This is a genomic window from Escherichia sp. Lx600-2, from assembly GCF_036662595.1.
GTDB lineage: Bacteria > Pseudomonadota > Gammaproteobacteria > Enterobacterales > Enterobacteriaceae > Escherichia > Escherichia coli.
In genome coordinates this window covers 1-26,213 of sequence record NZ_JAYQWM010000054.1, presented here as the reverse complement: position 1 = coordinate 26,213, position 26,213 = coordinate 1, and the positions used below count along the sequence as shown (strand labels likewise).

Sequence of the window (26,213 nt, the reverse complement as noted above, 5' to 3'; positions counted from 1 at the left end):
CACCCGATCGCGATGGACGACGGTCTGCGTTTCGCAATCCGTGAAGGCGGCCGTACCGTTGGCGCGGGCGTTGTAGCTAAAGTTCTGGGCTAATTACACGTTAATTAGTTTTGAATTGTAAAGGGCGCTTCGGCGCCCTTTTTGCTGCCCGTAATTTGAGCTCGAAATATTTAGTCGTAATTTTGTTCGCTGAACTATGGCGCAAATAAAACTGTGCTATTGTAATCATAACTATTCTCATTTACACTTTGCGCAGAATTTGAACGGGAGCAATCATGTACGTTTGTTTGTGTAATGGTGTAAGTGACAAAAAAATTCGCCAGGCAGTCCGTCAGTTTCATCCGCAATCTTTCCAACAATTGCGTAAGTTTATTCCTGTGGGAAATCAATGTGGTAAGTGCATTCGCGCCGCGCGCGAAGTGATGCAGGACGAGTTGATGCAGATGCCAGAATTTAAAGAGATTGCTTGAAGCCCACGCTTATTTTTTGACAACCAGCTAGCCCCATCTACGCTCTAATAGTGGAAGCGGAGGGACTATAAAATGAAAGGTGATGTTAAAATCATAAATTATCTCAATAAACTATTGGGAAATGAGCTTGTCGCAATCAATCAGTATTTTCTCCATGCCCGGATGTTTAAAAACTGGGGGCTGATGCGTCTCAATGACGTTGAATACCATGAATCCATCGATGAGATGAAACACGCTGATAAGTATATCGAGCGTATTTTGTTTTTAGAAGGAGTCCCCAACTTACAGGATTTAGGCAAACTGGGGATTGGTGAAGATGTCGAAGAGATGCTGCAATCCGACCTGCGATTAGAGCTGGAAGGCGCGAAGGATCTGCGTGAGGCTATCGCATATGCCGACAGCGTTCATGACTATGTTAGCCGCGATATGATGATCGAGATCCTTGCTGATGAAGAAGGTCATATCGACTGGCTCGAAACTGAACTGGATCTCATCGGTAAAATCGGCCTACAAAATTACCTGCAATCACAAATTAAAGTTAAAGATTAACGGCCTATCAGCAAACTATCCCAGCCTATAACGAAACCCGCAGCCGCCAGAAATGGCCCAAAAGGCAGCGGGTTTTTTAATGATTCTTTTCCTCTCATGAGCAGACCAATAACTACGGCTCCGCAAGCGAATGAGGCAGCAAGGAAAACCAGTCGTGGTAAGAAGGCCCATGAATGCCAGGCGCCAAGGGCGGCGAGAAACTTCACATCACCATAGCCTAATCCTTCTTTATGGCGCAGTATGCGATACCCCCAGTAAATGACAGCGAATGTGCCGTAACCAATAATTGCCCCCCATAACGCATCGGCTAAACCATCAGGATGACAAACTTGATAGAACAAAAGACCTGACCAGAGTAACGGGCACGTAAATCTGTCAGGTAACAAGCCATGCTTTGCATCCCAGAAAAAAAGTAGGGCTGATAAACAAGCGTACAAAATTAGAAAGGGAAGGGTAGTGTCCATAAAACATCCTCTGTAATTGGAGTATCACCATCGAATAACTCCGGATGCTCAGCAACAGAGAGAGCGCTGATTTGTTAACCTGATTCCGGTGAAAAACGCTATCTTCACAACCTTACAAATTTCGTGGAATGCAGCTCGCAATCTGCGCGTTGCGATTAATTTCTACCCGATGCTTGCGTCAGGCTCAGATTTGCGTATAATGCGCGGGCTTGTCGTAGTTGACAGCAGGTTCAATCTGAACCTCAGTTAGCCGAATTTGGCTACCTAACAATGCTCCCAATCGGGGAGCTACGTAAGAACGGTTACACTCTCCCATCAATCGTAATGGGTCTGAGGAGTAATCATTTTCGTTTATAAAATAATTGGAGCTCTGGTCTCATGCAGAACCAAAGAATCCGTATCCGCCTGAAAGCGTTTGATCATCGTCTGATCGATCAAGCAACCGCGGAAATCGTCGAGACTGCCAAGCGCACTGGTGCGCAGGTCCGTGGTCCGATCCCGCTGCCGACACGCAAAGAGCGCTTCACTGTTCTGATCTCCCCGCACGTCAACAAAGACGCGCGCGATCAGTACGAAATCCGTACTCACTTGCGTCTGGTTGACATCGTTGAGCCAACCGAGAAAACCGTTGATGCTCTGATGCGTCTGGATCTGGCTGCCGGTGTAGACGTGCAGATCAGCCTGGGTTAATCAGGTCATTGAGCGATTGAGAGGTTGAAACAATGATTGGTTTAGTCGGTAAAAAAGTGGGTATGACCCGTATCTTCACAGAAGACGGCGTTTCTATCCCAGTAACCGTAATCGAAGTTGAAGCAAACCGCGTTACTCAGGTTAAAGACCTGGCTAACGATGGCTACCGTGCTATTCAGGTGACCACCGGTGCTAAAAAAGCTAACCGTGTGACCAAGCCTGAAGCTGGCCACTTCGCTAAAGCTGGCGTAGAAGCTGGCCGTGGTCTGTGGGAATTCCGCCTGGCTGAAGGCGAAGAGTTCACTGTAGGTCAGAGCATTAGCGTTGAACTGTTTGCTGACGTTAAAAAAGTTGACGTAACTGGCACCTCTAAAGGTAAAGGTTTCGCAGGTACCGTTAAGCGCTGGAACTTCCGTACCCAGGACGCTACTCACGGTAACTCCTTGTCTCACCGCGTTCCGGGTTCTATCGGTCAGAACCAGACTCCGGGCAAAGTGTTCAAAGGCAAGAAAATGGCAGGTCAGATGGGTAACGAACGTGTAACCGTTCAGAGCCTTGACGTAGTACGCGTTGACGCTGAGCGCAACCTGCTGCTGGTTAAAGGTGCTGTCCCGGGTGCAACCGGTAGCGACCTGATCGTTAAACCAGCTGTGAAGGCGTAAGGAGATAGCAATGGAATTAGTATTGAAAGACGCGCAGAGCGCGCTGACTGTTTCCGAAACTACCTTCGGTCGTGATTTCAACGAAGCGCTGGTTCACCAGGTTGTTGTTGCTTATGCAGCTGGTGCTCGTCAGGGTACTCGTGCTCAGAAGACTCGTGCTGAAGTAACTGGTTCCGGTAAAAAACCGTGGCGCCAGAAAGGCACCGGCCGTGCGCGTTCTGGTTCTATCAAGAGCCCGATCTGGCGTTCTGGTGGCGTGACCTTTGCTGCTCGTCCGCAGGACCACAGTCAAAAAGTTAACAAGAAGATGTACCGCGGCGCGCTGAAAAGCATCCTGTCCGAACTGGTACGTCAGGATCGTCTGATCGTTGTCGAGAAGTTCTCTGTAGAAGCGCCGAAAACTAAGCTGCTGGCACAGAAACTGAAAGACATGGCTCTGGAAGATGTGCTGATCATCACCGGTGAGCTGGACGAAAACCTGTTCCTGGCTGCGCGCAACCTGCACAAGGTTGACGTACGCGATGCAACTGGTATCGACCCGGTTAGCCTGATCGCCTTCGACAAAGTCGTAATGACTGCTGATGCTGTTAAGCAAGTTGAGGAGATGCTGGCATGATTCGTGAAGAACGTCTGCTGAAGGTGCTGCGTGCACCGCACGTTTCTGAAAAAGCGTCTACTGCGATGGAAAAATCCAACACCATCGTACTCAAAGTTGCTAAAGACGCGACCAAAGCAGAAATCAAAGCTGCTGTGCAGAAACTGTTTGAAGTCGAAGTCGAAGTCGTTAACACCCTGGTAGTTAAAGGGAAAGTTAAACGTCACGGACAGCGTATCGGTCGTCGTAGCGACTGGAAAAAAGCTTACGTCACCCTGAAAGAAGGCCAGAATCTGGACTTCGTTGGCGGCGCTGAGTAAGTCGGAGGAGTAATACAATGGCAGTTGTTAAATGTAAACCGACATCTCCGGGTCGTCGCCACGTAGTTAAAGTGGTTAACCCTGAGCTGCACAAGGGCAAACCTTTTGCTCCGTTGCTGGAAAAAAACAGCAAATCCGGTGGTCGTAACAACAATGGCCGTATCACCACTCGTCATATCGGTGGTGGCCACAAGCAGGCTTACCGTATTGTTGACTTCAAACGCAACAAAGACGGTATCCCGGCAGTTGTTGAACGTCTTGAGTACGATCCGAACCGTTCCGCGAACATCGCGCTGGTTCTGTACAAAGACGGTGAACGCCGTTACATCCTGGCCCCTAAAGGCCTGAAAGCTGGCGACCAGATTCAGTCTGGCGTTGATGCTGCAATCAAACCAGGTAACACCCTGCCGATGCGCAACATCCCGGTTGGTTCTACTGTTCATAACGTAGAAATGAAACCAGGTAAAGGCGGTCAGCTGGCACGTTCCGCTGGTACTTACGTTCAGATCGTTGCTCGTGATGGTGCTTATGTCACCCTGCGTCTGCGTTCTGGTGAAATGCGTAAAGTAGAAGCAGACTGCCGTGCAACTCTGGGCGAAGTTGGCAATGCTGAGCATATGCTGCGCGTTCTGGGTAAAGCAGGTGCTGCACGCTGGCGTGGTGTTCGTCCGACCGTTCGCGGTACCGCGATGAACCCGGTAGACCACCCACATGGTGGTGGTGAAGGTCGTAACTTTGGTAAGCACCCGGTAACTCCGTGGGGCGTTCAGACCAAAGGTAAGAAGACCCGCAGCAACAAGCGTACTGATAAATTCATCGTACGTCGCCGTAGCAAATAATTTTAGAGGATAAGCCATGCCACGTTCTCTCAAGAAAGGTCCTTTTATTGACCTGCACTTGCTGAAGAAGGTAGAGAAAGCGGTGGAAAGCGGAGACAAGAAGCCCCTGCGCACTTGGTCCCGTCGTTCAACGATCTTTCCTAACATGATCGGTTTGACCATCGCTGTCCATAATGGTCGTCAGCACGTTCCGGTATTTGTAACCGACGAAATGGTCGGTCACAAACTGGGTGAATTCGCACCGACTCGTACTTATCGCGGCCACGCTGCTGATAAAAAAGCGAAGAAGAAATAAGGTAGGAGGAAGAGATGGAAACTATCGCTAAACATCGCCATGCTCGTTCTTCTGCTCAGAAGGTTCGCCTTGTTGCTGACCTGATTCGCGGTAAGAAAGTGTCGCAGGCTCTGGATATTCTGACCTACACCAACAAGAAAGCGGCTGTACTGGTCAAGAAGGTTCTGGAATCTGCCATTGCTAACGCTGAACACAACGATGGCGCTGACATTGACGATCTGAAAGTTACGAAAATTTTCGTAGACGAAGGCCCGAGCATGAAGCGCATTATGCCGCGTGCAAAAGGTCGTGCAGATCGCATCCTGAAGCGCACCAGCCACATCACTGTGGTTGTGTCCGATCGCTGAGACTCTGGAGACTAGCAATGGGTCAGAAAGTACATCCTAATGGTATTCGCCTGGGTATTGTAAAACCATGGAACTCTACCTGGTTTGCGAACACCAAAGAATTCGCTGACAACCTGGACAGCGATTTTAAAGTACGTCAGTACCTGACTAAGGAACTGGCTAAAGCGTCCGTATCTCGTATCGTTATCGAGCGTCCGGCTAAGAGCATCCGTGTAACCATTCACACTGCTCGCCCGGGTATCGTTATCGGTAAAAAAGGTGAAGACGTAGAAAAACTGCGTAAGGTCGTAGCGGACATCGCTGGCGTTCCTGCACAGATCAACATCGCCGAAGTTCGTAAGCCTGAACTGGACGCAAAACTGGTTGCTGACAGCATCACTTCTCAGCTGGAACGTCGCGTTATGTTCCGTCGTGCTATGAAGCGTGCTGTACAGAACGCAATGCGTCTGGGCGCTAAAGGTATTAAAGTTGAAGTTAGCGGCCGTCTGGGCGGCGCGGAAATCGCACGTACCGAATGGTACCGCGAAGGTCGCGTACCGCTGCACACTCTGCGTGCTGACATCGACTACAACACCTCTGAAGCGCACACCACTTACGGCGTAATCGGCGTTAAAGTGTGGATCTTCAAAGGCGAGATCCTGGGTGGTATGGCTGCTGTTGAACAACCGGAAAAACCGGCTGCTCAGCCTAAAAAGCAGCAGCGTAAAGGCCGTAAATAAGGAGCGTCGCTGATGTTACAACCAAAGCGTACAAAATTCCGTAAAATGCACAAAGGCCGTAACCGCGGTCTGGCGCAGGGTACGGATGTTAGCTTCGGCAGCTTCGGTCTGAAAGCTGTTGGCCGTGGTCGTCTGACTGCCCGTCAGATCGAAGCAGCACGTCGTGCTATGACCCGTGCAGTTAAGCGTCAAGGTAAGATCTGGATCCGTGTGTTCCCGGACAAACCGATCACTGAAAAGCCGCTGGCAGTGCGTATGGGTAAAGGTAAAGGTAACGTGGAGTATTGGGTTGCCTTGATTCAGCCGGGTAAAGTCCTGTATGAAATGGACGGTGTTCCGGAAGAGCTGGCCCGTGAAGCATTCAAGCTGGCAGCAGCGAAACTGCCGATTAAAACCACCTTTGTAACTAAGACGGTGATGTAATGAAAGCAAAAGAGCTGCGTGAGAAGAGCGTTGAAGAGCTGAACACCGAGCTGCTGAACCTGCTGCGTGAGCAGTTCAACCTGCGTATGCAGGCTGCAAGTGGCCAGCTGCAACAGTCTCACCTGTTGAAGCAAGTGCGTCGCGATGTCGCACGCGTTAAGACTTTACTGAACGAGAAGGCGGGTGCGTAATGACCGATAAAATCCGTACTCTGCAAGGTCGCGTTGTTAGCGACAAAATGGAGAAATCCATTGTTGTTGCTATCGAACGTTTTGTGAAACACCCGATCTACGGTAAATTCATCAAGCGTACGACCAAACTGCACGTACATGACGAGAACAACGAATGCGGTATCGGTGACGTGGTTGAAATCCGCGAATGCCGTCCGCTGTCCAAGACTAAATCCTGGACGCTGGTTCGCGTTGTAGAGAAAGCGGTTCTGTAATACAGTACACTCTCTCGATACGAATAAACGGCTCAGAAATGAGCCGTTTATTTTTTCTACCCATATCCTTGAAGCGGTGTTATAATGCCGCGCCCTCGATATGGGGATTTTTAACGACCTGATTTTCGGGTCTCAGTAGTAGTTGACATTAGCGGAGCACTAAAATGATCCAAGAACAGACTATGCTGAACGTCGCCGACAACTCCGGTGCACGTCGCGTAATGTGTATCAAGGTTCTGGGTGGCTCGCACCGTCGCTACGCAGGCGTAGGCGACATCATCAAGATCACCATCAAAGAAGCAATTCCGCGTGGTAAGGTCAAAAAAGGTGATGTGCTGAAGGCGGTAGTGGTGCGCACCAAGAAGGGTGTTCGTCGCCCGGACGGTTCTGTCATTCGCTTCGATGGTAATGCTTGTGTTCTTCTGAACAACAACAGCGAGCAGCCTATCGGTACGCGTATTTTTGGGCCGGTAACTCGTGAGCTTCGTAGTGAGAAGTTCATGAAAATTATCTCTCTGGCACCAGAAGTACTCTAAGGAGCGAATCATGGCAGCGAAAATCCGTCGTGATGACGAAGTTATCGTGTTAACCGGTAAAGATAAAGGTAAACGCGGTAAAGTTAAGAATGTCCTGTCTTCCGGCAAGGTCATTGTTGAAGGTATCAACCTGGTTAAGAAACATCAGAAGCCGGTTCCGGCCCTGAACCAACCGGGTGGCATCGTTGAAAAAGAAGCCGCTATTCAGGTTTCCAACGTAGCAATCTTCAATGCGGCAACCGGCAAGGCTGACCGTGTAGGCTTTAGATTCGAAGACGGCAAAAAAGTCCGTTTCTTCAAGTCTAACAGCGAAACTATCAAGTAATTTGGAGTAGTACGATGGCGAAACTGCATGATTACTACAAAGACGAAGTAGTTAAAAAACTCATGACTGAGTTTAACTACAATTCTGTCATGCAAGTCCCTCGGGTCGAGAAGATCACCCTGAACATGGGTGTTGGTGAAGCGATCGCTGACAAAAAACTGCTGGATAACGCAGCAGCAGACCTGGCAGCAATCTCCGGTCAAAAACCGCTGATCACCAAAGCACGCAAATCTGTTGCAGGCTTCAAAATCCGTCAGGGCTATCCGATCGGCTGTAAAGTAACTCTGCGTGGCGAACGCATGTGGGAGTTCTTTGAGCGCCTGATCACTATTGCTGTACCTCGTATCCGTGACTTCCGTGGCCTGTCCGCTAAGTCTTTCGACGGTCGTGGTAACTACAGCATGGGTGTCCGTGAGCAGATCATCTTCCCAGAAATCGACTACGATAAAGTCGACCGCGTTCGTGGTTTGGATATTACCATTACCACTACTGCGAAATCTGACGAAGAAGGCCGCGCTCTGCTGGCTGCCTTTGACTTCCCGTTCCGCAAGTAAGGTAGGGTTACTAAATGGCTAAGCAATCAATGAAAGCACGCGAAGTAAAACGCGTAGCTTTAGCTGATAAATACTTCGCGAAACGCGCTGAACTGAAAGCGATCATCTCTGATGTGAACGCTTCCGACGAAGATCGTTGGAACGCTGTTCTCAAGCTGCAGACTCTGCCGCGTGATTCCAGCCCGTCTCGTCAGCGTAACCGCTGCCGTCAAACAGGTCGTCCGCATGGTTTCCTGCGGAAGTTCGGGTTGAGCCGTATTAAGGTCCGTGAAGCCGCTATGCGCGGTGAAATCCCGGGTCTGAAAAAGGCTAGCTGGTAATTGTCACCAATTGAATCACGGGAGTAAAGACAGATGAGCATGCAAGATCCGATCGCGGATATGCTGACCCGTATCCGTAACGGTCAGGCCGCGAACAAAGCTGCGGTCACCATGCCTTCCTCCAAGCTGAAAGTGGCAATCGCCAACGTGCTGAAGGAAGAAGGTTTTATTGAAGATTTTAAAGTTGAAGGCGACACCAAGCCTGAACTGGAACTTACTCTGAAGTATTTCCAGGGCAAAGCTGTTGTAGAAAGCATTCAGCGTGTCAGCCGCCCAGGTCTGCGCATCTATAAACGTAAAGATGAGTTGCCGAAAGTTATGGCGGGTCTGGGTATCGCAGTTGTTTCTACCTCTAAAGGTGTTATGACTGATCGTGCAGCGCGCCAGGCTGGTCTTGGTGGCGAAATTATCTGCTACGTAGCCTAATCGGAGGAAAAAATGTCTCGTGTTGCTAAAGCACCGGTCGTTGTTCCTGCCGGCGTTGACGTAAAAATCAACGGTCAGGTTATTACGATCAAAGGTAAAAACGGCGAGCTGACTCGTACTCTCAACGATGCTGTTGAAGTTAAACATGCAGATAATACCCTGACCTTCGGTCCGCGTGATGGTTACGCAGACGGTTGGGCACAGGCTGGTACCGCGCGTGCCCTGCTGAACTCAATGGTTATCGGTGTTACCGAAGGCTTCACTAAGAAGCTGCAGCTGGTTGGTGTAGGTTACCGTGCAGCGGTTAAAGGCAATGTAATTAACCTGTCTCTGGGTTTCTCTCATCCTGTTGACCATCAGCTGCCTGCGGGTATCACTGCTGAATGTCCGACTCAGACTGAAATCGTGCTGAAAGGCGCTGATAAGCAGGTGATCGGCCAGGTTGCAGCGGATCTGCGCGCCTACCGTCGTCCTGAGCCTTATAAAGGCAAGGGTGTTCGTTACGCCGACGAAGTCGTGCGTACCAAAGAGGCTAAGAAGAAGTAAGGTAACACTATGGATAAGAAATCTGCTCGTATCCGTCGTGCGACCCGCGCACGCCGCAAGCTCCAGGAGCTGGGCGCAACTCGCCTGGTGGTACATCGTACCCCGCGTCACATTTACGCACAGGTAATTGCACCGAACGGTTCTGAAGTTCTGGTAGCTGCTTCTACTGTAGAAAAAGCTATCGCTGAACAACTGAAGTACACCGGTAACAAAGACGCGGCTGCAGCTGTGGGTAAAGCTGTCGCTGAACGCGCTCTGGAAAAAGGCATCAAAGATGTATCCTTTGACCGTTCCGGGTTCCAATATCATGGTCGTGTCCAGGCACTGGCAGATGCTGCCCGTGAAGCTGGCCTTCAGTTCTAAGGTAGAGGTGTAAGATGGCTCACATCGAAAAACAAGCTGGCGAACTGCAGGAAAAGCTGATCGCGGTAAACCGCGTATCTAAAACCGTTAAAGGTGGTCGTATTTTCTCCTTCACAGCTCTGACTGTAGTTGGCGATGGTAACGGTCGCGTTGGTTTTGGTTACGGTAAAGCGCGTGAAGTTCCAGCAGCGATCCAGAAAGCGATGGAAAAAGCCCGTCGCAATATGATTAACGTCGCGCTGAATAACGGCACTCTGCAACACCCTGTTAAAGGTGTTCACACGGGTTCTCGCGTATTCATGCAGCCGGCTTCCGAAGGTACCGGTATCATCGCCGGTGGTGCAATGCGCGCCGTTCTGGAAGTCGCTGGGGTTCATAACGTTCTGGCTAAAGCATATGGTTCCACCAACCCGATCAACGTGGTTCGTGCAACTATTGATGGCCTGGAAAATATGAATTCTCCAGAAATGGTCGCTGCCAAGCGTGGTAAATCCGTTGAAGAAATTCTGGGGAAATAAACCATGGCAAAGACTATTAAAATTACTCAAACCCGCAGTGCAATCGGTCGTCTGCCGAAACACAAGGCAACGCTGCTTGGCCTGGGTCTGCGTCGTATTGGTCACACCGTAGAGCGCGAGGATACTCCTGCTATTCGCGGTATGATCAACGCGGTTTCCTTCATGGTTAAAGTTGAGGAGTAAGAGATGCGTTTAAATACTCTGTCTCCGGCCGAAGGCTCCAAAAAGGCGGGTAAACGCCTGGGTCGTGGTATCGGTTCTGGCCTCGGTAAAACCGGTGGTCGTGGTCACAAAGGTCAGAAGTCTCGTTCTGGCGGTGGCGTACGTCGCGGTTTCGAGGGTGGTCAGATGCCTCTGTACCGTCGTCTGCCGAAATTCGGCTTCACTTCTCGTAAAGCAGCGATTACAGCCGAAGTTCGTCTGTCTGACCTGGCTAAAGTAGAAGGCGGTGTAGTAGACCTGAACACGCTGAAAGCGGCTAACATTATCGGTATCCAGATCGAGTTCGCGAAAGTGATCCTGGCTGGCGAAGTAACGACTCCGGTAACTGTTCGTGGCCTGCGTGTTACTAAAGGCGCTCGTGCTGCTATCGAAGCTGCTGGCGGTAAAATCGAGGAATAAGTAGCAGATGGCTAAACAACCGGGATTAGATTTTCAAAGTGCCAAAGGTGGCTTAGGCGAGCTGAAACGCAGACTGCTGTTTGTTATCGGTGCGCTGATTGTGTTCCGTATTGGCTCTTTTATTCCGATCCCTGGTATTGATGCCGCTGTACTTGCCAAACTGCTTGAGCAACAGCGAGGCACCATCATTGAGATGTTTAACATGTTCTCTGGTGGTGCTCTCAGCCGTGCTTCTATCTTTGCTCTGGGGATCATGCCGTATATTTCGGCGTCGATCATTATCCAGCTGCTGACGGTGGTTCACCCAACGTTGGCAGAAATTAAGAAAGAAGGGGAGTCTGGTCGTCGTAAGATCAGCCAGTACACCCGCTACGGTACTCTGGTGCTGGCAATATTCCAGTCGATCGGTATTGCTACCGGTCTGCCGAATATGCCTGGTATGCAAGGCCTGGTGATTAACCCGGGCTTTGCATTCTACTTCACCGCTGTTGTAAGTCTGGTCACAGGAACGATGTTCCTGATGTGGTTGGGCGAACAGATCACTGAACGAGGTATCGGCAACGGTATTTCAATCATTATCTTCGCCGGTATTGTCGCGGGACTCCCGCCAGCCATTGCCCATACTATCGAGCAAGCGCGTCAAGGCGACCTGCACTTCCTCGTGTTGCTGTTGGTTGCAGTATTAGTATTTGCAGTGACGTTCTTTGTTGTATTTGTTGAGCGTGGTCAACGCCGCATTGTGGTAAACTACGCGAAACGTCAGCAAGGTCGTCGTGTCTATGCTGCACAGAGCACACATTTACCGCTGAAAGTGAATATGGCGGGGGTAATCCCGGCAATCTTCGCTTCCAGTATTATTCTGTTCCCGGCGACCATCGCGTCATGGTTCGGGGGCGGTACTGGTTGGAACTGGCTGACAACAATTTCGCTGTATTTGCAGCCTGGGCAACCGCTTTATGTGTTACTCTATGCGTCTGCAATCATCTTCTTCTGTTTCTTCTACACGGCGTTGGTTTTCAACCCGCGTGAAACAGCAGATAACCTGAAGAAGTCCGGTGCATTTGTACCAGGAATTCGTCCGGGAGAGCAAACGGCGAAGTATATCGATAAAGTAATGACCCGCCTGACCCTGGTTGGTGCGCTGTATATTACCTTTATCTGCCTGATCCCGGAGTTCATGCGTGATGCAATGAAAGTACCGTTCTACTTCGGTGGGACCTCACTGCTTATCGTTGTTGTCGTGATTATGGACTTTATGGCTCAAGTGCAAACTCTGATGATGTCCAGTCAGTATGAGTCTGCATTGAAGAAGGCGAACCTGAAAGGCTACGGCCGATAATTGGTCGCCCGAGAAGTTACGGAGAGTAAAAATGAAAGTTCGTGCTTCCGTCAAGAAATTATGCCGTAACTGCAAAATCGTTAAGCGTGATGGTGTCATCCGTGTGATTTGCAGTGCCGAGCCGAAGCATAAACAGCGCCAAGGCTGATTTTTTCGCATATTTTTCTTGCAAAGTTGGGTTGAGCTGGCTAGATTAGCCAGCCAATCTTTTGTATGTCTGTGCGTTTCCATTTGAGTATCCTGAAAACGGGCTTTTCAGCATGGAACGTACATATTAAATAGTAGGAGTGCATAGTGGCCCGTATAGCAGGCATTAACATTCCTGATCATAAGCATGCCGTAATCGCATTAACTTCGATTTATGGCGTCGGCAAGACCCGTTCTAAAGCCATCCTGGCTGCAGCGGGTATCGCTGAAGATGTTAAGATCAGTGAGCTGTCTGAAGGACAAATCGACACGCTGCGTGACGAAGTTGCCAAATTTGTCGTTGAAGGTGATCTGCGCCGTGAAATCAGCATGAGCATCAAGCGCCTGATGGATCTTGGTTGCTATCGCGGTTTGCGTCATCGTCGTGGTCTCCCGGTTCGCGGTCAGCGTACCAAGACCAACGCACGTACCCGTAAGGGTCCGCGCAAACCGATCAAGAAATAATCGGGGTGATTGAATAATGGCAAAGGCACCAATTCGTGCACGTAAACGTGTAAGAAAACAAGTCTCTGACGGCGTGGCTCATATCCATGCTTCTTTCAACAACACCATCGTGACTATCACTGATCGTCAGGGTAACGCGTTGGGTTGGGCAACAGCCGGTGGTTCCGGTTTCCGTGGTTCTCGCAAATCCACTCCGTTTGCAGCTCAGGTTGCAGCAGAGCGTTGCGCTGACGCCGTGAAAGAATACGGCATCAAGAATCTGGAAGTTATGGTTAAAGGTCCGGGTCCAGGCCGCGAATCTACTATTCGTGCTCTGAACGCCGCAGGTTTCCGCATCACTAACATTACTGATGTGACTCCGATCCCTCATAACGGTTGTCGTCCGCCGAAAAAACGTCGCGTATAACGCCTCGTTTTCCAGGTTTGTTGGAGAAAGAAAATGGCAAGATATTTGGGTCCTAAGCTCAAGCTGAGCCGTCGTGAGGGCACCGACTTATTCCTTAAGTCTGGCGTTCGCGCGATCGATACCAAGTGTAAAATTGAACAAGCTCCTGGCCAGCACGGTGCGCGTAAACCGCGTCTGTCTGACTATGGTGTGCAGTTGCGTGAAAAGCAAAAAGTTCGCCGTATCTATGGTGTGCTGGAGCGTCAGTTCCGTAACTACTACAAAGAAGCAGCACGTCTGAAAGGCAACACCGGTGAAAACCTGTTGGCTCTGCTGGAAGGTCGTCTGGACAACGTTGTATACCGTATGGGCTTCGGTGCCACTCGTGCAGAAGCACGTCAGCTGGTTAGCCATAAAGCAATTATGGTAAACGGTCGTGTTGTTAACATCGCTTCTTATCAGGTTAGTCCGAATGACGTTGTAAGCATTCGTGAGAAAGCGAAGAAGCAGTCTCGCGTGAAAGCCGCTCTGGAGCTGGCTGAGCAGCGTGAAAAGCCAACCTGGCTGGAAGTTGATGCTGGCAAGATGGAAGGTACGTTTAAGCGTAAGCCGGAGCGTTCTGATCTGTCTGCGGACATTAACGAACACCTGATCGTCGAGCTTTACTCCAAGTAAAGCTTAGTACCAAAGAGAGGACACAATGCAGGGTTCTGTGACAGAGTTTCTAAAACCGCGCCTGGTTGATATCGAGCAAGTGAGTTCGACGCACGCCAAGGTGACCCTTGAGCCTTTAGAGCGTGGCTTTGGCCATACTCTGGGTAACGCACTGCGCCGTATTCTGCTCTCATCGATGCCGGGTTGCGCGGTGACCGAGGTTGAGATTGATGGTGTACTACATGAGTACAGCACCAAAGAAGGCGTTCAGGAAGATATCCTGGAAATCCTGCTCAACCTGAAAGGGCTGGCGGTGAGAGTTCAGGGCAAAGATGAAGTTATTCTTACCTTGAATAAATCTGGCATTGGCCCTGTGACTGCAGCCGATATCACCCACGACGGTGATGTCGAAATCGTCAAGCCGCAGCACGTGATCTGCCACCTGACCGATGAGAACGCGTCTATTAGCATGCGTATCAAAGTTCAGCGCGGTCGTGGTTATGTGCCGGCTTCTACCCGAATTCATTCGGAAGAAGATGAGCGCCCAATCGGCCGTCTGCTGGTCGACGCATGCTACAGCCCTGTGGAGCGTATTGCCTACAATGTTGAAGCAGCGCGTGTAGAACAGCGTACCGACCTGGACAAGCTGGTCATCGAAATGGAAACCAACGGCACAATCGATCCTGAAGAGGCGATTCGTCGTGCGGCAACCATTCTGGCTGAACAACTGGAAGCTTTCGTTGACTTACGTGATGTACGTCAGCCTGAAGTGAAAGAAGAGAAACCAGAGTTCGATCCGATCCTGCTGCGCCCTGTTGACGATCTGGAATTGACTGTCCGCTCTGCTAACTGCCTTAAAGCAGAAGCTATCCACTATATCGGTGATCTGGTACAGCGTACCGAGGTTGAGCTCCTTAAAACGCCTAACCTTGGTAAAAAATCTCTTACTGAGATTAAAGACGTGCTGGCTTCCCGTGGACTGTCTCTGGGCATGCGCCTGGAAAACTGGCCACCGGCAAGCATCGCTGACGAGTAACCGGATCACAGGTTAAGGTTTTACTGAGAAGGATAAGGTCATGCGCCATCGTAAGAGTGGTCGTCAACTGAACCGCAACAGCAGCCATCGCCAGGCTATGTTCCGCAATATGGCAGGTTCACTGGTTCGTCATGAAATCATCAAGACGACTCTGCCTAAAGCGAAAGAGCTGCGCCGCGTAGTTGAGCCGCTGATTACTCTTGCCAAGACTGATAGCGTTGCTAATCGTCGTCTGGCATTCGCCCGTACTCGTGATAACGAGATCGTGGCAAAACTGTTTAACGAACTGGGCCCGCGTTTCGCGAGCCGTGCCGGTGGTTACACTCGTATTCTGAAGTGTGGCTTCCGTGCAGGCGACAACGCGCCGATGGCTTACATCGAGCTGGTTGATCGTTCAGAGAAAGCAGAAGCTGCTGCAGAGTAATCTGAAGCAACGTAAAAAAACCCGCCCCGGCGGGTTTTTTTATACCCGTAGCATCCCCACTTATCTACAATAGCTGTACTCTTTTTGTTCATCCCCTGGAGTATTTATGTGGTTACTTGACCAGTGGGCAGAGCGTCATATAGCAGAAGCGCAAGCGAAAGGGGAGTTTGATAACCTGACAGGTAGCGGCGAACCATTGATACTGGATGATGATTCTCACGTGCCACCGGAATTACGTGCGGGGTATCGCTTGTTGAAGAATGCCGGTTGCTTACCGCCAGAACTTGAGCAACGGAGGGAAGCAATTCAGCTTCTGGATATTCTCAAAGGTATCCGTCACGATGATCCGCAATATCAAGAGGTTAGCCGTCGATTGTCATTACTGGAATTGAAGCTGCGACAAGCTGGACTGAGTACCGATTTTTTACGCGGCGATTATGCTGACAAGTTGTTGAATAAAATCAACGATAACTAGTGGAGTATGTATGTATCGCATTGGTGAGCTGGCAAAAATGGCGGAAGTAACACCCGACACGATTCGTTATTACGAAAAACAGCAGATGATGGAGCATGAAGTGCGTACTGAAGGTGGGTTTCGCCTGTATACCGAAAGCGATCTCCAGCGATTGAAATTTATCCGCCATGCCAGACAACTAGGTTTCAGTCTAGAGTCGATCCGCGAGTTGCTGTCGATCCGTATCGATCCTGAACACCATACCTGTCAGGAGTCAAAAGGCATTGTGCAAGAAAGATTGCAGGAAGTCGAAGCACGGATAGCCGAGTTGCAGAGTATGCAGCGTTCCTTGCAACGCCTTAACGATGCCTGTTGTGGGACCGCCCATAGCAGTGTTTATTGCTCGATTCTTGAAGCTCTTGAACAAGGGGCGAGTGGCGTTAAGAGTGGCTGTTGATTTTTTGCACTGACAGGATTACACTCGCGCCGTTAAATAACCAACTGGAGTTTTTATGAGCCGATATCAGCATACTAAAGGGCAGATAAAGGATAATGCGATAGAAGCATTACTACATGATCCCTTATTCCGACAGCGAGTAGAGAAAAATAAGAAAGGGAAAGGCAGTTACATGCGAAAAGGAAAACATGGCAATCGGGGGAACTGGGAGGCCAGTGGCAAGAAAGTAAATGACTTTTTTACCACTGGCCTTCTGCTTTCAGGCGTTTGTTAAGAGCGGTTATTCTGCTCTTTCAGCAAATCACGAATTTCTGTCAGTAATACTTCTTCTTTAGTTGGTGCTGGTGCGGCTGCTGGTTCTTCTTTTTTCCGATTCAGTTTGTTGATTAGCTTAATCGCCATAAAGATGGCAAAGGCCACAATCAGAAAATCAAAGACGTTTTGAATGAAGACACCGTAATGCATCACAACAGCAGGGATATCCCCCTGCGCATCGCGTAGCGTGACAGCAAACTGTTTAAAGTCGATCCCGCCAATTAATAAGCCCAGTGGTGGCATGATGATATCGGCAACCAGTGAAGATACAATCTTCCCGAATGCCGCACCGATAATGACACCCACCGCCAAATCCACCACGTTCCCGCGCATCGCAAATTCGCGAAATTCTTTAATAATGCTCATGTTATTCTCCCTATGAATCCGACAACCATAAGTCTAACAAATGTTAAGCCATTTTCCTGCCAGGAATGAATTTAATTAATCCTTGATAATCAAAGGGAAATAATAAGGCGTCATTAGACGCCTTATTAATTACAAGAAGAAAGGGCTTGGCTGGAAGAGTCTTTCGACGTCGGTAATAAACTTTTTATCTGTGAGGAACATAATTACGTGATCGCCTTGCTCAATGCGCAGATTGTCATTGGCAATCATCACGTCGTTTCCACGTACCACCGCTCCAATAATCGTTCCTGGCGGTAGCTTGATTTCGTCAATGACTCTGCCGACAACGCGTGAGGTGCTTTCATCACCGTGAGCAACGGCTTCAATAGCTTCTGCTACGCCGCGGCGCAATGAGGAAACACCAACAATATCTGCTTTTCGCACATGGCTAAGCAACGCAGAAATAGTTGCTTGTTGTGGTGAAATCGCAATATCGATCACGCTCCCCTGAACCAGATCCACATAAGCGCGACGCTGGATCAATACCATCACCTTTTTCGCACCCATACGTTTGGCAAGCATGGCGGACATGATATTGGCCTCGTCATCGTTGGTGACGGCAATAAACAGATCAACTTGATCGACATGTTCTTCAGCCAGCAGTTCTTGATCCGACGCATCACCAAAAAAGACGATCGTATTCTGCAACTTTTCCGCCAGTTCGGCAGCGCGCTGCTGATTACGTTCGATGAGTTTAACGCTGTAATCTTTTTCCAGACGACGCGCCAGCCCTGCACCGATATTACCGCCACCAACCAGCATGATCCGCTTATACGGTTTTTCCAGTCGCTGTAATTCACTCATCACCGCGCGGATATGCTGTGAAGCGGCAATAAAGAACACTTCATCACCAGCCTCAACAATGGTCGAACCTTGCGGACGAATGGGGCGATCGTGGCGGAAAATTGCTGCCACACGAGTATCGATATGTGGCATATGTTCGCGCATGGTCGAAAGTGCATTACCAATCAGCGGGCCGCCATAATAGGCTTTAACCACAGCGAGGCTGACTTTACCCTCAGCGAAGTTCACCACCTGCAATGCGCCGGGATACTCAATCAGTCGGTAAATATTATCGATAACCAACTGCTCTGGTGCGATCAGATGATCAATCGGCACAGCATCTGAATGAAATAGCTTATCGGCATCGCGTACGTAGTCTGGTGAGCGGATACGAGCGATGCGATTAGGGGTGTTGAAAAGTGAGTAGGCTACCTGGCAGGCAACCATATTGGTTTCATCTGAACTGGTTACAGCAACCAGCATATCGGCGTCGTCGGCACCTGCCTCCCGCAATACGCGTGGATGAGAGCCATGCCCCTGCACGACTCGCAGGTCAAATTTATCCTGCAAGGTTCGCAGACGCTCACCGTTGGTATCGACAACAGTGATATCGTTGTTCTCGCCAACCAGGTTTTCCGCCAGTGTGCCGCCAACCTGGCCGGCACCCAGAATGATAATTTTCATCAGTCGCGACCCGTTATCTCATCACTTTTTGATTAGCTTAGCGTAAAAGAAGCCGTCGCCCTCTTCGGCACCAGGTAGATTTTGTTTACCCGGTTGCTCTTGTGTTCCTGTTTCGCAAAGTTCGGCATCAGCGGTACGTTGCAAAAAGGCTTTAATCTGCAGGCTATTCTCTTCCGGTAACACCGAACAGGTGGCATAGACCAGAGTTCCACCGGTTTTTAAATGCGGCCAAGTGGCGTCGAGAATTTCAGACTGCAATTGCGCGAGTTCCGGGATATCGCGATCGCGACGTAACCATTTAATATCTGGATGGCGACGAATCACACCGGTTGCTGAACAAGGCGCATCTAATAAAATGCGATCAAACTGTTGCTCGCCACACCATTGAGAAGGGTAACGGCCATCACCTTGTTTCACGGTCGCCTTCATACCAAGGCGTTTTAAATTGTCGTAAACCCGAGAGAGGCGCTGTTCGTCGATATCAACCGCAACAACCTGCGCTTTTGGTGCCACCTCAAGGATATGCGTTGTTTTACCGCCGGGGGCGGCACAAAGATCCAGAATGTGTTCACCGTTTTGTGGCGCAAGCCAGGTCATGCAACCTTGTGCTGATGCATCCTGAACGGTAACCCATCCGTCATCAAAACCAGGTAGCGCATGAACAGGTGCAGGTGTTTCCAGCCGTATAGCATCAGGGTAATCCGTATGTGGGAAGCCTTTCATTCCTGCTTCATCCAGCAATGCAAGCCAGTTGTCGCGGGAATGATGCGTACGATTAATGCGCAGCCACATTGGCGGACGCTGGTTATTGGCTTCGACGATGGATTGCCACTGCTCTGGATACGCTTTTTGCAGACGCTTTAGCAACCAGGAAGGATGCAGATAACGTGCATCACTGGCATTAAACTCGGCTAATAACTCTTCTTGCTGACGCTGGAACTGGCGTAATACACCGTTTATCAACCCTTTAAGTTGCGGACGCTTAATTGCGATAGCGCCTTCAACCGTTTCAGCCAGCGCAGCATGAGGTGGAATGCGGGTATAAAGCAGTTGATACAAACCAACCATAATCAGGTAATGCACGGTCCGCTGTTTGCCGGTCATCGGACGGGCCATTAACTTATTAATCAGCCAGTCTAACTGCGAAAGCGTACGCAGTACGCCAAAGCACAACTCTTGAAGAAGTGCTTTGTCTTTATCGGAAACTTTTTGCTGGAGCGGTGGCAGAATGTTGCTTAATGATTGCCCTTGCTCGACGACTTGTTCAACGGCCTGGGCCGCCATGCTACGTAAATTACGTTGTTTTTTCATAAGTATAAAAATGCCCGGCAAGACCGGGCTTAGAAGAGTGGACTATCAGACCAGACGGTTGCCCGGAACAAACCATTCCCGACGAGAGTTCAGGAGGTCTTGCGCGCTCATCGCTTTCTTACCCGCAGGTTGTAACGAGAGCAGGTTCAGGATGCCATCACCAGTCGCAACCTGAATGCCTTGTTTGTTGGCTTCAAGGATCGTTCCTGGTGCAGCGTTGGTTGCCGTATCAATGACCGATGCTTTCCAGACTTTAACCGGCTGTCCTTCAATTTCCACCCAGCTCATTGGCCATGGATTGAAAGCGCGAATGCAGCGTTCAAGCTGTGCTGCCGAAAGTGACCAGTCAATACGCGCTTCTTCTTTACTCAACTTTTCGGCGTAAGTGACAAGAGTTTCGTCCTGAACTTCTGGTTTCGCCGTGCCGTCTGCCAATTGTTTCAACGTGGTGATAAGCCCTTGTGGGCCAAGCTCTGCCAGCTTGTCGTACAGCGTACCACTGGTATCTTCTGCAGTAATCGGGCAGGAGAGCTTATAGAGCATGTCACCGGTGTCTAAACCAACATCCATTTGCATAATGGTCACACCAGTTTCTGCATCACCCGCCCATAGTGAGCGTTGGATTGGTGCAGCACCGCGCCAGCGTGGCAGCAGTGAACCATGAACGTTGATACAGCCAAGACGCGGCATCTCCAGCACTGCTTTAGGCAGAATTAAGCCATAGGCGACGACAACCATAACATCAGCCTGTAGATCGGCGACCAGTTGCTGGTTTTCTTGTGGACGCAGGGAAACAGGTTGAAAAACGGGCAGACCTTTTTCCTCAGCCAGAACTTTAACCGGGCTGGGCATCAGTTTTTTACCGCGTCCTGCCGGTCGGTCTGGCTGGGTGAACACGCCAACGACGTTATGACCAGAAGACAACAGCGCGTCGAGATGACGCGCTGCAAAGTCAGGTGTACCCGCAAAAATAATACGTAGTGATTCTGACACGTTAGTTCTTATCCTTAAGCCCGGGCTTTCAGACGATCCAGTTTTTCAACTTTCTGACGAATACGTTGTTGTTTCAGCGGTGACAGATAATCCATAAACAGTTTGCCGACCAGGTGATCCATCTCATGCTGAATACAGATGGCTAACAGACCATCTGCTTCCAGTTCAAATGGTTTACCGTCGCGGTCCAGGGCGCGAATTTTAACTTTCTCTGCGCGTGGCACTAAAGCACGTTGTTCAGGGATCGACAGGCATCCTTCTTCAATGCCTGTTTCGCCGCTTTTTTCTAAAAGCTCCGGATTGATTAACACCAGCCGTTCGTCACGGTTTTCCGAAACATCAATAACAATGATACGTTGATGGATATCAACCTGGGTTGCCGCCAGGCCAATACCTTCTTCTGCGTACATCGTCTCGAACATATCATCGACGATACGCTGAATTTCTGCATTCACTTCTTCTACCGGTTTAGCAACTTTGCGAAGCCGCTCGTCCGGAATATGTAACACTTGCAAAACTGACATAAATCTCCAGAGATGTGTTCAGGAGTTAGAAAGATTATTTCTTCTATTCTAGACAAATCCCCCTCTGATTGACAGCATCACTGACCAATCGCAAAGATTGCTAAGGCTGCTTATGGCAGGGAGATAAGGATGGTCGATACAGAAATTTGGCTGCGTTTAATGAGCGTCAGCAGCTTGTACGGCGATGATATGGTCCGTATCGCTCACTGGGTGGCAAAACAGTCGCATATTGATGCGCTTGTATTGCAGCAAACAGGGCTTACATTGCGGCAGGCACAACGCTTTCTTTCATTTCCACGAAAGAGTATCGAAAGCTCACTTTGTTGGTTGGAGCAACCCAACCATCATTTAATCCCTGCGGACAGCGAATTTTATCCTCCTCAACTTCTGGCGACGACAGATTACCCCGGCGCACTGTTTGTTGAAGGAGAACTGCACGCGCTGCATTCATTTCAGCTTGCCGTAGTGGGGAGTCGGGCGCATTCATGGTATGGCGAGCGATGGGGACGATTATTTTGCGAAACTCTGGCGAAGCGTGGAGTGACAATTACGAGTGGACTGGCGCGTGGAATCGATGGTGTGGCGCATAAAGCGGCCTTACAGGTAAATGGCGTCAGCATTGCTGTATTGGGGAACGGACTTAATACCATTCATCCCCGCCGCCATGCCCGACTGGCTACCAGTTTGCTTGAACATGGTGGGGCACTTGTCTCGGAATTTCCCCTCGATGTTCCACCCCTTGCTTACAATTTCCCACGAAGAAATCGCATTATCAGTGGTCTAAGTAAAGGTGTACTGGTGGTGGAAGCGGCTTTGCGCAGTGGTTCGTTGGTGACAGCACGTTGTGCGCTTGAGCAGGGGCGTGAAGTTTTTGCCTTGCCAGGACCAATAGGGAATCCGGGAAGCGAAGGGCCTCACTGGTTAATAAAACAAGGTGCGATTCTTGTGACGGAACCGGAAGAAATTCTGGAAAACTTGCAATTTGGATTGCACTGGTTGCCAGACGCCCCTGAAAATTCATTTTATTCACCAGATCAGGAAGACGTGGCATTGCCATTTCCTGAGCTCCTGGCTAACGTAGGAGATGAGGTAACACCTGTTGACGTCGTCGCTGAACGTGCCGGCCAACCTGTGCCAGAGGTAGTTACTCAACTACTCGAACTGGAGTTAGCAGGATGGATCGCAGCTGTACCCGGCGGCTATGTCCGATTGAGGAGGGCATGCCATGTTCGACGTACTAATGTATTTGTTTGAAACCTATATTCACACAGAAGCTGAGTTGCGTGTGGATCAAGACAAACTTGAACAGGATCTTACCGACGCAGGATTTGATCGAGAAGATATCTACAATGCCCTGCTTTGGCTGGAAAAGCTTGCGGATTATCAGGAAGGACTGGCAGAACCGATGCAACTGGCCTCTGATCCACTCTCCATGCGTATTTATACCCCTGAGGAGTGTGAAAGACTGGATGCCAGCTGTCGTGGTTTTCTGCTTTTCCTTGAGCAAATTCAGGTGCTTAACCTTGAAACCCGTGAAATGGTGATAGAGCGAGTGCTCGCGCTGGATACCGCAGAGTTCGACCTGGAAGACCTGAAATGGGTAATCCTGATGGTGTTGTTCAATATTCCGGGCTGCGAAAATGCGTACCAGCAAATGGAAGAATTACTCTTTGAAGTGAATGAAGGTATGCTGCATTAATCATTTCTTTAATTCAGCATAAGTTGTTATGGCAAAATCAGCACTGTTCACGGTGCGTAATAATGAGTCCTGCCCAAAGTGCGGGGCTGAACTGGTTATTCGATCCGGGAAACACGGTCCGTTTCTTGGATGCTCACAGTATCCGGCGTGTGACTACGTCCGTCCTCTGAAATCTTCAGCGGATGGACATATCGTCAAAGTTCTGGAGGGGCAGGTTTGCCCTGCATGTGGCGCAAATCTGGTATTACGCCAGGGACGCTTTGGTATGTTTATTGGTTGCATTAACTACCCTGAATGCGAACATACCGAACTTATCGATAAACCGGATGAAACAGCAATTACATGCCCCCAATGTCGGACGGGCCATCTGGTCCAGCGCCGCTCCCGTTATGGCAAAACATTTCACTCTTGTGATCGCTACCCGGAGTGTCAATTTGCCATTAACTTCAAACCCATAGCTGGAGAATGCCCTGAGTGTCATTATCCGCTACTCATCGAAAAGAAAACCGCGCAGGGTGTAAAACACTTTTGTGCCAGTAAACAATGTGGAAAGCCGGTTTCGGCGGAATAATAACGTGAATAATAACCTGCAAGGAGACGCTATCGCAGCTGCGATAGATGTCCTCAATGAAGAACGTGTCATCGCCTATCCAACGGAAGCCGTTTTCGGCGTCGGGTGCGATCCTGATAGCGAAACAGCAGTGATGCGACTGTTGGAGTTAAAACAGCGTCCGGTTGATAAGGGGCTGATTTTAATCGCAGCAAATTACGAGCAGCTTAAACCCTATATTGATGACACCATGTTGACTGACGTGCAGCGTGAAACCATTTTTTCCCGCTGGCCAGGTCCTGTCACCTTTGTCTTTCCCGCGCCTGCGACAACACCGCGCTGGTTGACGGGCCGCTTTGATTCGCTTGCTGTACGAGTCACCGACCATCCGTTGGTGGTTGCTTTGTGCCAGGCTTATGGTAAACCGCTGGTTTCTACCAGTGCCAACTTGAGTGGATTGCCACCTTGTCGAACAGTAGACGAAGTTCGCGCACAATTTGGCGCGGCGTTCCCGGTTGTGCCTGGTGAAACGGGGGGGCGTTTAAATCCTTCAGAAATCCGCGATGCCCTGACGGGTGAACTGTTTCGACAGGGGTAACATAATGGAAACCTATGCTGTTTTTGGTAATCCGATAGCCCACAGCAAATCGCCATTCATTCATCAGCAATTTGCTCAGCAACTGAATATTGAACATCCCTATGGGCGCGTGTTGGCACCCATCAATGATTTCATCAACACACTGAACGCTTTCTTTCGTGCTGGTGGTAAAGGTGCGAATGTGACGGTGCCTTTTAAAGAAGAGGCTTTTGCCAGAGCGGATGAGCTTACTGAACGGGCAGCGTTGGCTGGTGCTGTTAATACCCTCATGCGGTTAGAAGATGGACGCCTGCTGGGTGACAATACCGATGGTGTAGGCTTGTTAAGCGATCTGGAACGTCTGTCTTTTATCCGCCCTGGTTTACGTATTCTGCTTATCGGCGCTGGTGGAGCATCTCGCGGCGTACTACTGCCACTCCTTTCCCTGGACTGTGCGGTGACAATCACTAATCGGACGGTATCCCGCGCGGAAGAGTTGGCTAAATTGTTTGCGCACACTGGCAGTATTCAGGCGTTGGGTATGGACGAACTGGAAGGTCATGAGTTTGATCTCATTATTAATGCAACATCCAGTGGCATCAGTGGTGATATTCCGGCGATCCCGTCATCGTTCATTCATCCAGGCATTTATTGCTATGACATGTTCTATCAGAAAGGAAAAACTCCTTTTCTGGCATGGTGTGAGCAGCGAGGCTCAAAGCGTAATGCTGATGGTTTAGGAATGCTGGTGGCACAGGCGGCTCATGCCTTCCTTCTTTGGCATGGCGTTCTGCCTGATGTAGAACCGGTCATCAAACTATTGCAACAGGAGTTGTCAGCGTGAATCAGGCCATCCAGTTTCCGGACAGGGAAGAGTGGGACGAGAATAAAAAATGTGTATGTTTTCCCGCTCTCGTGAATGGCATGCAACTGACATGTGCGATCTCTGGCGATAGCCTGGCGTATCGCTTTACTGGAGATACGCCAGAGCAGTGGTTAGCGAGTTTTCGTCAGCATCGCTGGGACCTGGAAGAAGAAGCGGAAAACTTAATTCAGGAACAAAGTGAAGATGATCAAGGTTGGGTCTGGTTACCCTGATCCAGGTATTCGTCTTTCCATTTCACGTAATTATTCGCGGAGTAACGTAACCCAGCCTTCTCTTCATCACTTAACGGGCGGATCTGTTTGACGGGACTACCGAGATACAGATATCCGCTCTCCAGCCGTTTATTTTGTGGGACCAGACTACCCGCACCAATCATCACATCATCTTCTACTATTGCGCCATCAAGTAAAATTGAGCCCATCCCAACCAAAACTCGATTGCCAATGGTGCAGCCGTGGAGCATCACCTTGTGACCAACAGTGACATCTTCGCCAATGGTTAATGGGTTGCCATCTGGGTTGTACGAGGATTTATGAGTGACATGCAACATACTGCCATCCTGGATATTGGTGCGTGCTCCGATCTGTACATAATGTACATCTCCACGAATCACAACGAGCGGCCAGATCCCCACATCATCAGCCAGACGAACGTCACCAATCACGACACTGCTATCGTCGATCATTACGCGCTGACCGATTTGTGGAAAAAGATCGCGGTATGGGCGTAAAACATCAGACATACTTACCTCAGCAATAAATGATTTACTAATGACTTTGGGGGCATTATTGGCCTTGTGCAAGTCTTTTAGTATGCAAAAAAGCACCGTTTTGTGTGCGATTGCAGCAAAAAGGGTGAAAAAACAACAAACAGAAAAAAAGATCAAAAAAATACTTGTGCAAAAAATTGGGATCCCTATAATGCGCCTCCGTTGAGACGACAACGTGAAACACTTCACAGGATGGTCGGAACAACGAAGAGAAAAAATCCTGAAATTCAGGGTTGACTCTGAAAGAGGAAAGCGTAATATACGCCACCTCGCGACAGTGAGCTGAAAGC

47 protein-coding genes are annotated in these 26,213 nt (G+C 49.6%); 40 read left to right on the top strand and 7 right to left on the bottom strand.

The features are described from left to right. From OQV04_RS17360 to bfr, 3 genes are all read left to right on the top strand, one after another. Window positions 1–93 (top strand): elongation factor Tu (locus tag OQV04_RS17360; RefSeq protein ID WP_072098208.1); only part of this gene is annotated, 93 nt, incomplete at its 5' end. Window positions 94–275: 182 nt separating this feature from the next. Continuing rightward, complete coding sequence (bfd, locus tag OQV04_RS17355; RefSeq protein ID WP_000289090.1) at window positions 276–470, top strand: bacterioferritin-associated ferredoxin; 195 nt, start codon at window positions 276–278, stop codon at window positions 468–470. Window positions 471–542: 72 nt separating this feature from the next. After that, window positions 543–1,019, top strand: a complete 477-nt coding sequence (bfr, locus tag OQV04_RS17350) for a bacterioferritin (RefSeq protein WP_000675526.1) — start codon at window positions 543–545, stop codon at window positions 1,017–1,019. Here the strand turns inward: bfr and OQV04_RS17345 are convergent. Further along, window positions 1,016–1,483 carry a prepilin peptidase gene (locus OQV04_RS17345; protein ID WP_000381746.1) on the bottom strand — a complete coding sequence of 156 codons (468 nt, stop codon included), beginning with the start codon at window positions 1,481–1,483 and terminating at the stop codon, window positions 1,016–1,018. The two genes, bfr and OQV04_RS17345, sit on opposite strands and share 4 nt — an antisense overlap. A 378-nt stretch (window positions 1,484–1,861) precedes the next feature. On the opposite strand from OQV04_RS17345, the gene rpsJ reads away from it, so the two are divergent. The 31 genes from rpsJ (at window position 1,862) to arfA (ending at window position 16,701) form a co-directional block, all read left to right on the top strand. Next, window positions 1,862–2,173 carry a 30S ribosomal protein S10 gene (gene rpsJ, locus OQV04_RS17340; protein ID WP_001181004.1) on the top strand — a complete coding sequence of 104 codons (312 nt, stop codon included), beginning with the start codon at window positions 1,862–1,864 and terminating at the stop codon, window positions 2,171–2,173. Between the two features lie 32 nt (window positions 2,174–2,205). Then, on the top strand, window positions 2,206–2,835 hold the full coding sequence (rplC, locus tag OQV04_RS17335) for a 50S ribosomal protein L3 (RefSeq protein ID WP_000579833.1): 630 nt from the start codon (window positions 2,206–2,208) through the stop codon (window positions 2,833–2,835). Window positions 2,836–2,845: 10 nt separating this feature from the next. After that, a complete protein-coding gene (rplD, locus tag OQV04_RS17330) occupies window positions 2,846–3,451 on the top strand; it encodes a 50S ribosomal protein L4 (RefSeq protein ID WP_000424395.1) in 606 nt (201 codons plus the stop codon). After that, window positions 3,448–3,750: a 50S ribosomal protein L23 gene (gene rplW / locus OQV04_RS17325; RefSeq protein ID WP_000617544.1), complete on the top strand. Its 303-nt coding sequence runs from the start codon at window positions 3,448–3,450 to the stop codon at window positions 3,748–3,750. The genes rplD and rplW overlap by 4 nt, the downstream gene beginning before the upstream one ends. A gap of 17 nt (window positions 3,751–3,767) precedes the next feature. Next, window positions 3,768–4,589: a 50S ribosomal protein L2 gene (gene rplB / locus OQV04_RS17320; RefSeq protein WP_000301864.1), complete on the top strand. Its 822-nt coding sequence runs from the start codon at window positions 3,768–3,770 to the stop codon at window positions 4,587–4,589. A gap of 16 nt (window positions 4,590–4,605) precedes the next feature. Beyond that, window positions 4,606–4,884 carry a 30S ribosomal protein S19 gene (rpsS, locus tag OQV04_RS17315; protein WP_001138117.1) on the top strand — a complete coding sequence of 93 codons (279 nt, stop codon included), beginning with the start codon at window positions 4,606–4,608 and terminating at the stop codon, window positions 4,882–4,884. 14 nt (window positions 4,885–4,898) lie between these two features. Then, the gene (gene rplV / locus OQV04_RS17310; protein ID WP_000447529.1) at window positions 4,899–5,231 is read left to right on the top strand and encodes a 50S ribosomal protein L22; all 333 of its coding nucleotides are present in this window, start codon (window positions 4,899–4,901) and stop codon (window positions 5,229–5,231) included. 17 nt (window positions 5,232–5,248) lie between these two features. After that, on the top strand, window positions 5,249–5,950 hold the full coding sequence (gene rpsC / locus OQV04_RS17305) for a 30S ribosomal protein S3 (protein WP_000529945.1): 702 nt from the start codon (window positions 5,249–5,251) through the stop codon (window positions 5,948–5,950). A gap of 12 nt (window positions 5,951–5,962) precedes the next feature. Then, the gene (rplP, locus tag OQV04_RS17300; protein WP_000941212.1) at window positions 5,963–6,373 is read left to right on the top strand and encodes a 50S ribosomal protein L16; all 411 of its coding nucleotides are present in this window, start codon (window positions 5,963–5,965) and stop codon (window positions 6,371–6,373) included. Next, the gene (gene rpmC, locus OQV04_RS17295; protein ID WP_000644741.1) at window positions 6,373–6,564 is read left to right on the top strand and encodes a 50S ribosomal protein L29; all 192 of its coding nucleotides are present in this window, start codon (window positions 6,373–6,375) and stop codon (window positions 6,562–6,564) included. Before rplP ends, rpmC begins: the two co-directional genes overlap by 1 nt. Beyond that, window positions 6,564–6,818, top strand: coding sequence for a 30S ribosomal protein S17 (gene rpsQ / locus OQV04_RS17290; RefSeq protein WP_000130100.1), 255 nt, complete (start codon window positions 6,564–6,566; stop codon window positions 6,816–6,818). Before rpmC ends, rpsQ begins: the two co-directional genes overlap by 1 nt. A gap of 164 nt (window positions 6,819–6,982) precedes the next feature. Beyond that, on the top strand, window positions 6,983–7,354 hold the full coding sequence (gene rplN, locus OQV04_RS17285; RefSeq protein ID WP_000613955.1) for a 50S ribosomal protein L14: 372 nt from the start codon (window positions 6,983–6,985) through the stop codon (window positions 7,352–7,354). A gap of 10 nt (window positions 7,355–7,364) precedes the next feature. Beyond that, entirely contained in the window at window positions 7,365–7,679 is a 315-nt protein-coding gene (gene rplX / locus OQV04_RS17280; protein ID WP_000729185.1) for a 50S ribosomal protein L24, read from the top strand. A 14-nt stretch (window positions 7,680–7,693) separates the two neighbouring features. Continuing rightward, a complete protein-coding gene (gene rplE, locus OQV04_RS17275) occupies window positions 7,694–8,233 on the top strand; it encodes a 50S ribosomal protein L5 (RefSeq protein WP_001096200.1) in 540 nt (179 codons plus the stop codon). A 14-nt stretch (window positions 8,234–8,247) separates the two neighbouring features. Next, window positions 8,248–8,553: a 30S ribosomal protein S14 gene (gene rpsN, locus OQV04_RS17270; RefSeq protein WP_001118930.1), complete on the top strand. Its 306-nt coding sequence runs from the start codon at window positions 8,248–8,250 to the stop codon at window positions 8,551–8,553. A 33-nt stretch (window positions 8,554–8,586) separates the two neighbouring features. Next, window positions 8,587–8,979, top strand: coding sequence for a 30S ribosomal protein S8 (gene rpsH, locus OQV04_RS17265; RefSeq protein WP_000062611.1), 393 nt, complete (start codon window positions 8,587–8,589; stop codon window positions 8,977–8,979). Between the two features lie 12 nt (window positions 8,980–8,991). Continuing rightward, window positions 8,992–9,525: a 50S ribosomal protein L6 gene (gene rplF, locus OQV04_RS17260; RefSeq protein WP_000091945.1), complete on the top strand. Its 534-nt coding sequence runs from the start codon at window positions 8,992–8,994 to the stop codon at window positions 9,523–9,525. A 9-nt stretch (window positions 9,526–9,534) separates the two neighbouring features. Further along, window positions 9,535–9,888: a 50S ribosomal protein L18 gene (gene rplR / locus OQV04_RS17255; RefSeq protein WP_000358960.1), complete on the top strand. Its 354-nt coding sequence runs from the start codon at window positions 9,535–9,537 to the stop codon at window positions 9,886–9,888. A 14-nt stretch (window positions 9,889–9,902) separates the two neighbouring features. Next, a complete protein-coding gene (rpsE, locus tag OQV04_RS17250) occupies window positions 9,903–10,406 on the top strand; it encodes a 30S ribosomal protein S5 (protein ID WP_000940121.1) in 504 nt (167 codons plus the stop codon). Between the two features lie 3 nt (window positions 10,407–10,409). Next, on the top strand, window positions 10,410–10,589 hold the full coding sequence (gene rpmD, locus OQV04_RS17245) for a 50S ribosomal protein L30 (protein ID WP_001140433.1): 180 nt from the start codon (window positions 10,410–10,412) through the stop codon (window positions 10,587–10,589). Window positions 10,590–10,592: 3 nt separating this feature from the next. Next, the gene (rplO, locus tag OQV04_RS17240; RefSeq protein WP_001238917.1) at window positions 10,593–11,027 is read left to right on the top strand and encodes a 50S ribosomal protein L15; all 435 of its coding nucleotides are present in this window, start codon (window positions 10,593–10,595) and stop codon (window positions 11,025–11,027) included. 7 nt (window positions 11,028–11,034) lie between these two features. Continuing rightward, complete coding sequence (gene secY, locus OQV04_RS17235) at window positions 11,035–12,366, top strand: preprotein translocase subunit SecY (RefSeq protein ID WP_001118861.1); 1,332 nt, start codon at window positions 11,035–11,037, stop codon at window positions 12,364–12,366. A 31-nt stretch (window positions 12,367–12,397) separates the two neighbouring features. Next, entirely contained in the window at window positions 12,398–12,514 is a 117-nt protein-coding gene (gene rpmJ / locus OQV04_RS17230) for a 50S ribosomal protein L36 (RefSeq protein WP_000868187.1), read from the top strand. 146 nt (window positions 12,515–12,660) lie between these two features. After that, window positions 12,661–13,017, top strand: a complete 357-nt coding sequence (gene rpsM / locus OQV04_RS17225) for a 30S ribosomal protein S13 (protein WP_000090775.1) — start codon at window positions 12,661–12,663, stop codon at window positions 13,015–13,017. A gap of 16 nt (window positions 13,018–13,033) precedes the next feature. Continuing rightward, window positions 13,034–13,423, top strand: a complete 390-nt coding sequence (rpsK, locus tag OQV04_RS17220) for a 30S ribosomal protein S11 (protein ID WP_001029684.1) — start codon at window positions 13,034–13,036, stop codon at window positions 13,421–13,423. Between the two features lie 33 nt (window positions 13,424–13,456). Then, window positions 13,457–14,077: a 30S ribosomal protein S4 gene (rpsD, locus tag OQV04_RS17215; protein ID WP_000135224.1), complete on the top strand. Its 621-nt coding sequence runs from the start codon at window positions 13,457–13,459 to the stop codon at window positions 14,075–14,077. A 25-nt stretch (window positions 14,078–14,102) separates the two neighbouring features. After that, the gene (locus OQV04_RS17210; RefSeq protein WP_001162094.1) at window positions 14,103–15,092 is read left to right on the top strand and encodes a DNA-directed RNA polymerase subunit alpha; all 990 of its coding nucleotides are present in this window, start codon (window positions 14,103–14,105) and stop codon (window positions 15,090–15,092) included. A gap of 40 nt (window positions 15,093–15,132) precedes the next feature. After that, window positions 15,133–15,516 (top strand): 50S ribosomal protein L17, encoded by a 384-nt coding sequence (gene rplQ, locus OQV04_RS17205; protein WP_001216368.1) that lies wholly within the window; start codon window positions 15,133–15,135, stop codon window positions 15,514–15,516. Window positions 15,517–15,622: 106 nt separating this feature from the next. Then, the gene (locus OQV04_RS17200) at window positions 15,623–15,991 is read left to right on the top strand and encodes a DUF1992 domain-containing protein (RefSeq protein ID WP_000266502.1); all 369 of its coding nucleotides are present in this window, start codon (window positions 15,623–15,625) and stop codon (window positions 15,989–15,991) included. Between the two features lie 10 nt (window positions 15,992–16,001). Further along, on the top strand, window positions 16,002–16,427 hold the full coding sequence (gene zntR, locus OQV04_RS17195) for a Zn(2+)-responsive transcriptional regulator (RefSeq protein ID WP_000285607.1): 426 nt from the start codon (window positions 16,002–16,004) through the stop codon (window positions 16,425–16,427). A 55-nt stretch (window positions 16,428–16,482) separates the two neighbouring features. Beyond that, window positions 16,483–16,701, top strand: coding sequence for an alternative ribosome-rescue factor ArfA (gene arfA, locus OQV04_RS17190; RefSeq protein ID WP_000092692.1), 219 nt, complete (start codon window positions 16,483–16,485; stop codon window positions 16,699–16,701). On the opposite strand, the gene mscL is transcribed toward arfA, so the two are convergent. The 5 genes from mscL to def all read right to left on the bottom strand — a co-directional run bounded on the left by mscL (window position 16,698) and on the right by def (window position 21,442). Next, complete coding sequence (gene mscL / locus OQV04_RS17185; protein ID WP_000022442.1) at window positions 16,698–17,108, bottom strand: large-conductance mechanosensitive channel protein MscL; 411 nt, start codon at window positions 17,106–17,108, stop codon at window positions 16,698–16,700. The genes arfA and mscL overlap by 4 nt on opposite strands. 129 nt (window positions 17,109–17,237) lie before the next feature. Then, window positions 17,238–18,614 carry a Trk system potassium transporter TrkA gene (gene trkA / locus OQV04_RS17180; protein ID WP_032222880.1) on the bottom strand — a complete coding sequence of 459 codons (1,377 nt, stop codon included), beginning with the start codon at window positions 18,612–18,614 and terminating at the stop codon, window positions 17,238–17,240. A gap of 21 nt (window positions 18,615–18,635) precedes the next feature. Next, a complete protein-coding gene (gene rsmB / locus OQV04_RS17175; RefSeq protein WP_032222877.1) occupies window positions 18,636–19,925 on the bottom strand; it encodes a 16S rRNA (cytosine(967)-C(5))-methyltransferase RsmB in 1,290 nt (429 codons plus the stop codon). A gap of 45 nt (window positions 19,926–19,970) precedes the next feature. Beyond that, a complete protein-coding gene (fmt, locus tag OQV04_RS17170) occupies window positions 19,971–20,918 on the bottom strand; it encodes a methionyl-tRNA formyltransferase (protein ID WP_000004459.1) in 948 nt (315 codons plus the stop codon). A gap of 14 nt (window positions 20,919–20,932) precedes the next feature. Beyond that, the gene (def, locus tag OQV04_RS17165) at window positions 20,933–21,442 is read right to left on the bottom strand and encodes a peptide deformylase (RefSeq protein ID WP_000114984.1); all 510 of its coding nucleotides are present in this window, start codon (window positions 21,440–21,442) and stop codon (window positions 20,933–20,935) included. Between the two features lie 129 nt (window positions 21,443–21,571). On the opposite strand from def, the gene dprA reads away from it, so the two are divergent. From dprA to OQV04_RS17135, 6 genes are read left to right on the top strand one after another with little or no spacing between them, the layout of a single operon-like run. Then, window positions 21,572–22,696, top strand: coding sequence for a DNA-protecting protein DprA (gene dprA / locus OQV04_RS17160; RefSeq protein WP_032281681.1), 1,125 nt, complete (start codon window positions 21,572–21,574; stop codon window positions 22,694–22,696). After that, a complete protein-coding gene (smg, locus tag OQV04_RS17155) occupies window positions 22,668–23,141 on the top strand; it encodes a DUF494 family protein Smg (protein ID WP_000460672.1) in 474 nt (157 codons plus the stop codon). Before dprA ends, smg begins: the two co-directional genes overlap by 29 nt. Window positions 23,142–23,169: 28 nt before the next feature. After that, entirely contained in the window at window positions 23,170–23,712 is a 543-nt protein-coding gene (locus OQV04_RS17150; protein WP_001129722.1) for a DNA topoisomerase family protein, read from the top strand. Window positions 23,713–23,716: 4 nt separating this feature from the next. After that, complete coding sequence (tsaC, locus tag OQV04_RS17145) at window positions 23,717–24,289, top strand: L-threonylcarbamoyladenylate synthase type 1 TsaC (RefSeq protein WP_001301437.1); 573 nt, start codon at window positions 23,717–23,719, stop codon at window positions 24,287–24,289. Window positions 24,290–24,293: 4 nt separating this feature from the next. Beyond that, window positions 24,294–25,112 carry a shikimate dehydrogenase gene (gene aroE, locus OQV04_RS17140; protein ID WP_032281680.1) on the top strand — a complete coding sequence of 273 codons (819 nt, stop codon included), beginning with the start codon at window positions 24,294–24,296 and terminating at the stop codon, window positions 25,110–25,112. Beyond that, window positions 25,109–25,366 (top strand): DUF1488 domain-containing protein, encoded by a 258-nt coding sequence (locus OQV04_RS17135; RefSeq protein ID WP_001070559.1) that lies wholly within the window; start codon window positions 25,109–25,111, stop codon window positions 25,364–25,366. The genes aroE and OQV04_RS17135 overlap by 4 nt, the downstream gene beginning before the upstream one ends. Here the strand turns inward: OQV04_RS17135 and OQV04_RS17130 are convergent. After that, the gene (locus OQV04_RS17130) at window positions 25,342–25,896 is read right to left on the bottom strand and encodes a gamma carbonic anhydrase family protein (RefSeq protein WP_001286216.1); all 555 of its coding nucleotides are present in this window, start codon (window positions 25,894–25,896) and stop codon (window positions 25,342–25,344) included. The genes OQV04_RS17135 and OQV04_RS17130 overlap by 25 nt on opposite strands. Window positions 25,897–26,213: the final 317 nt, after the last annotated feature.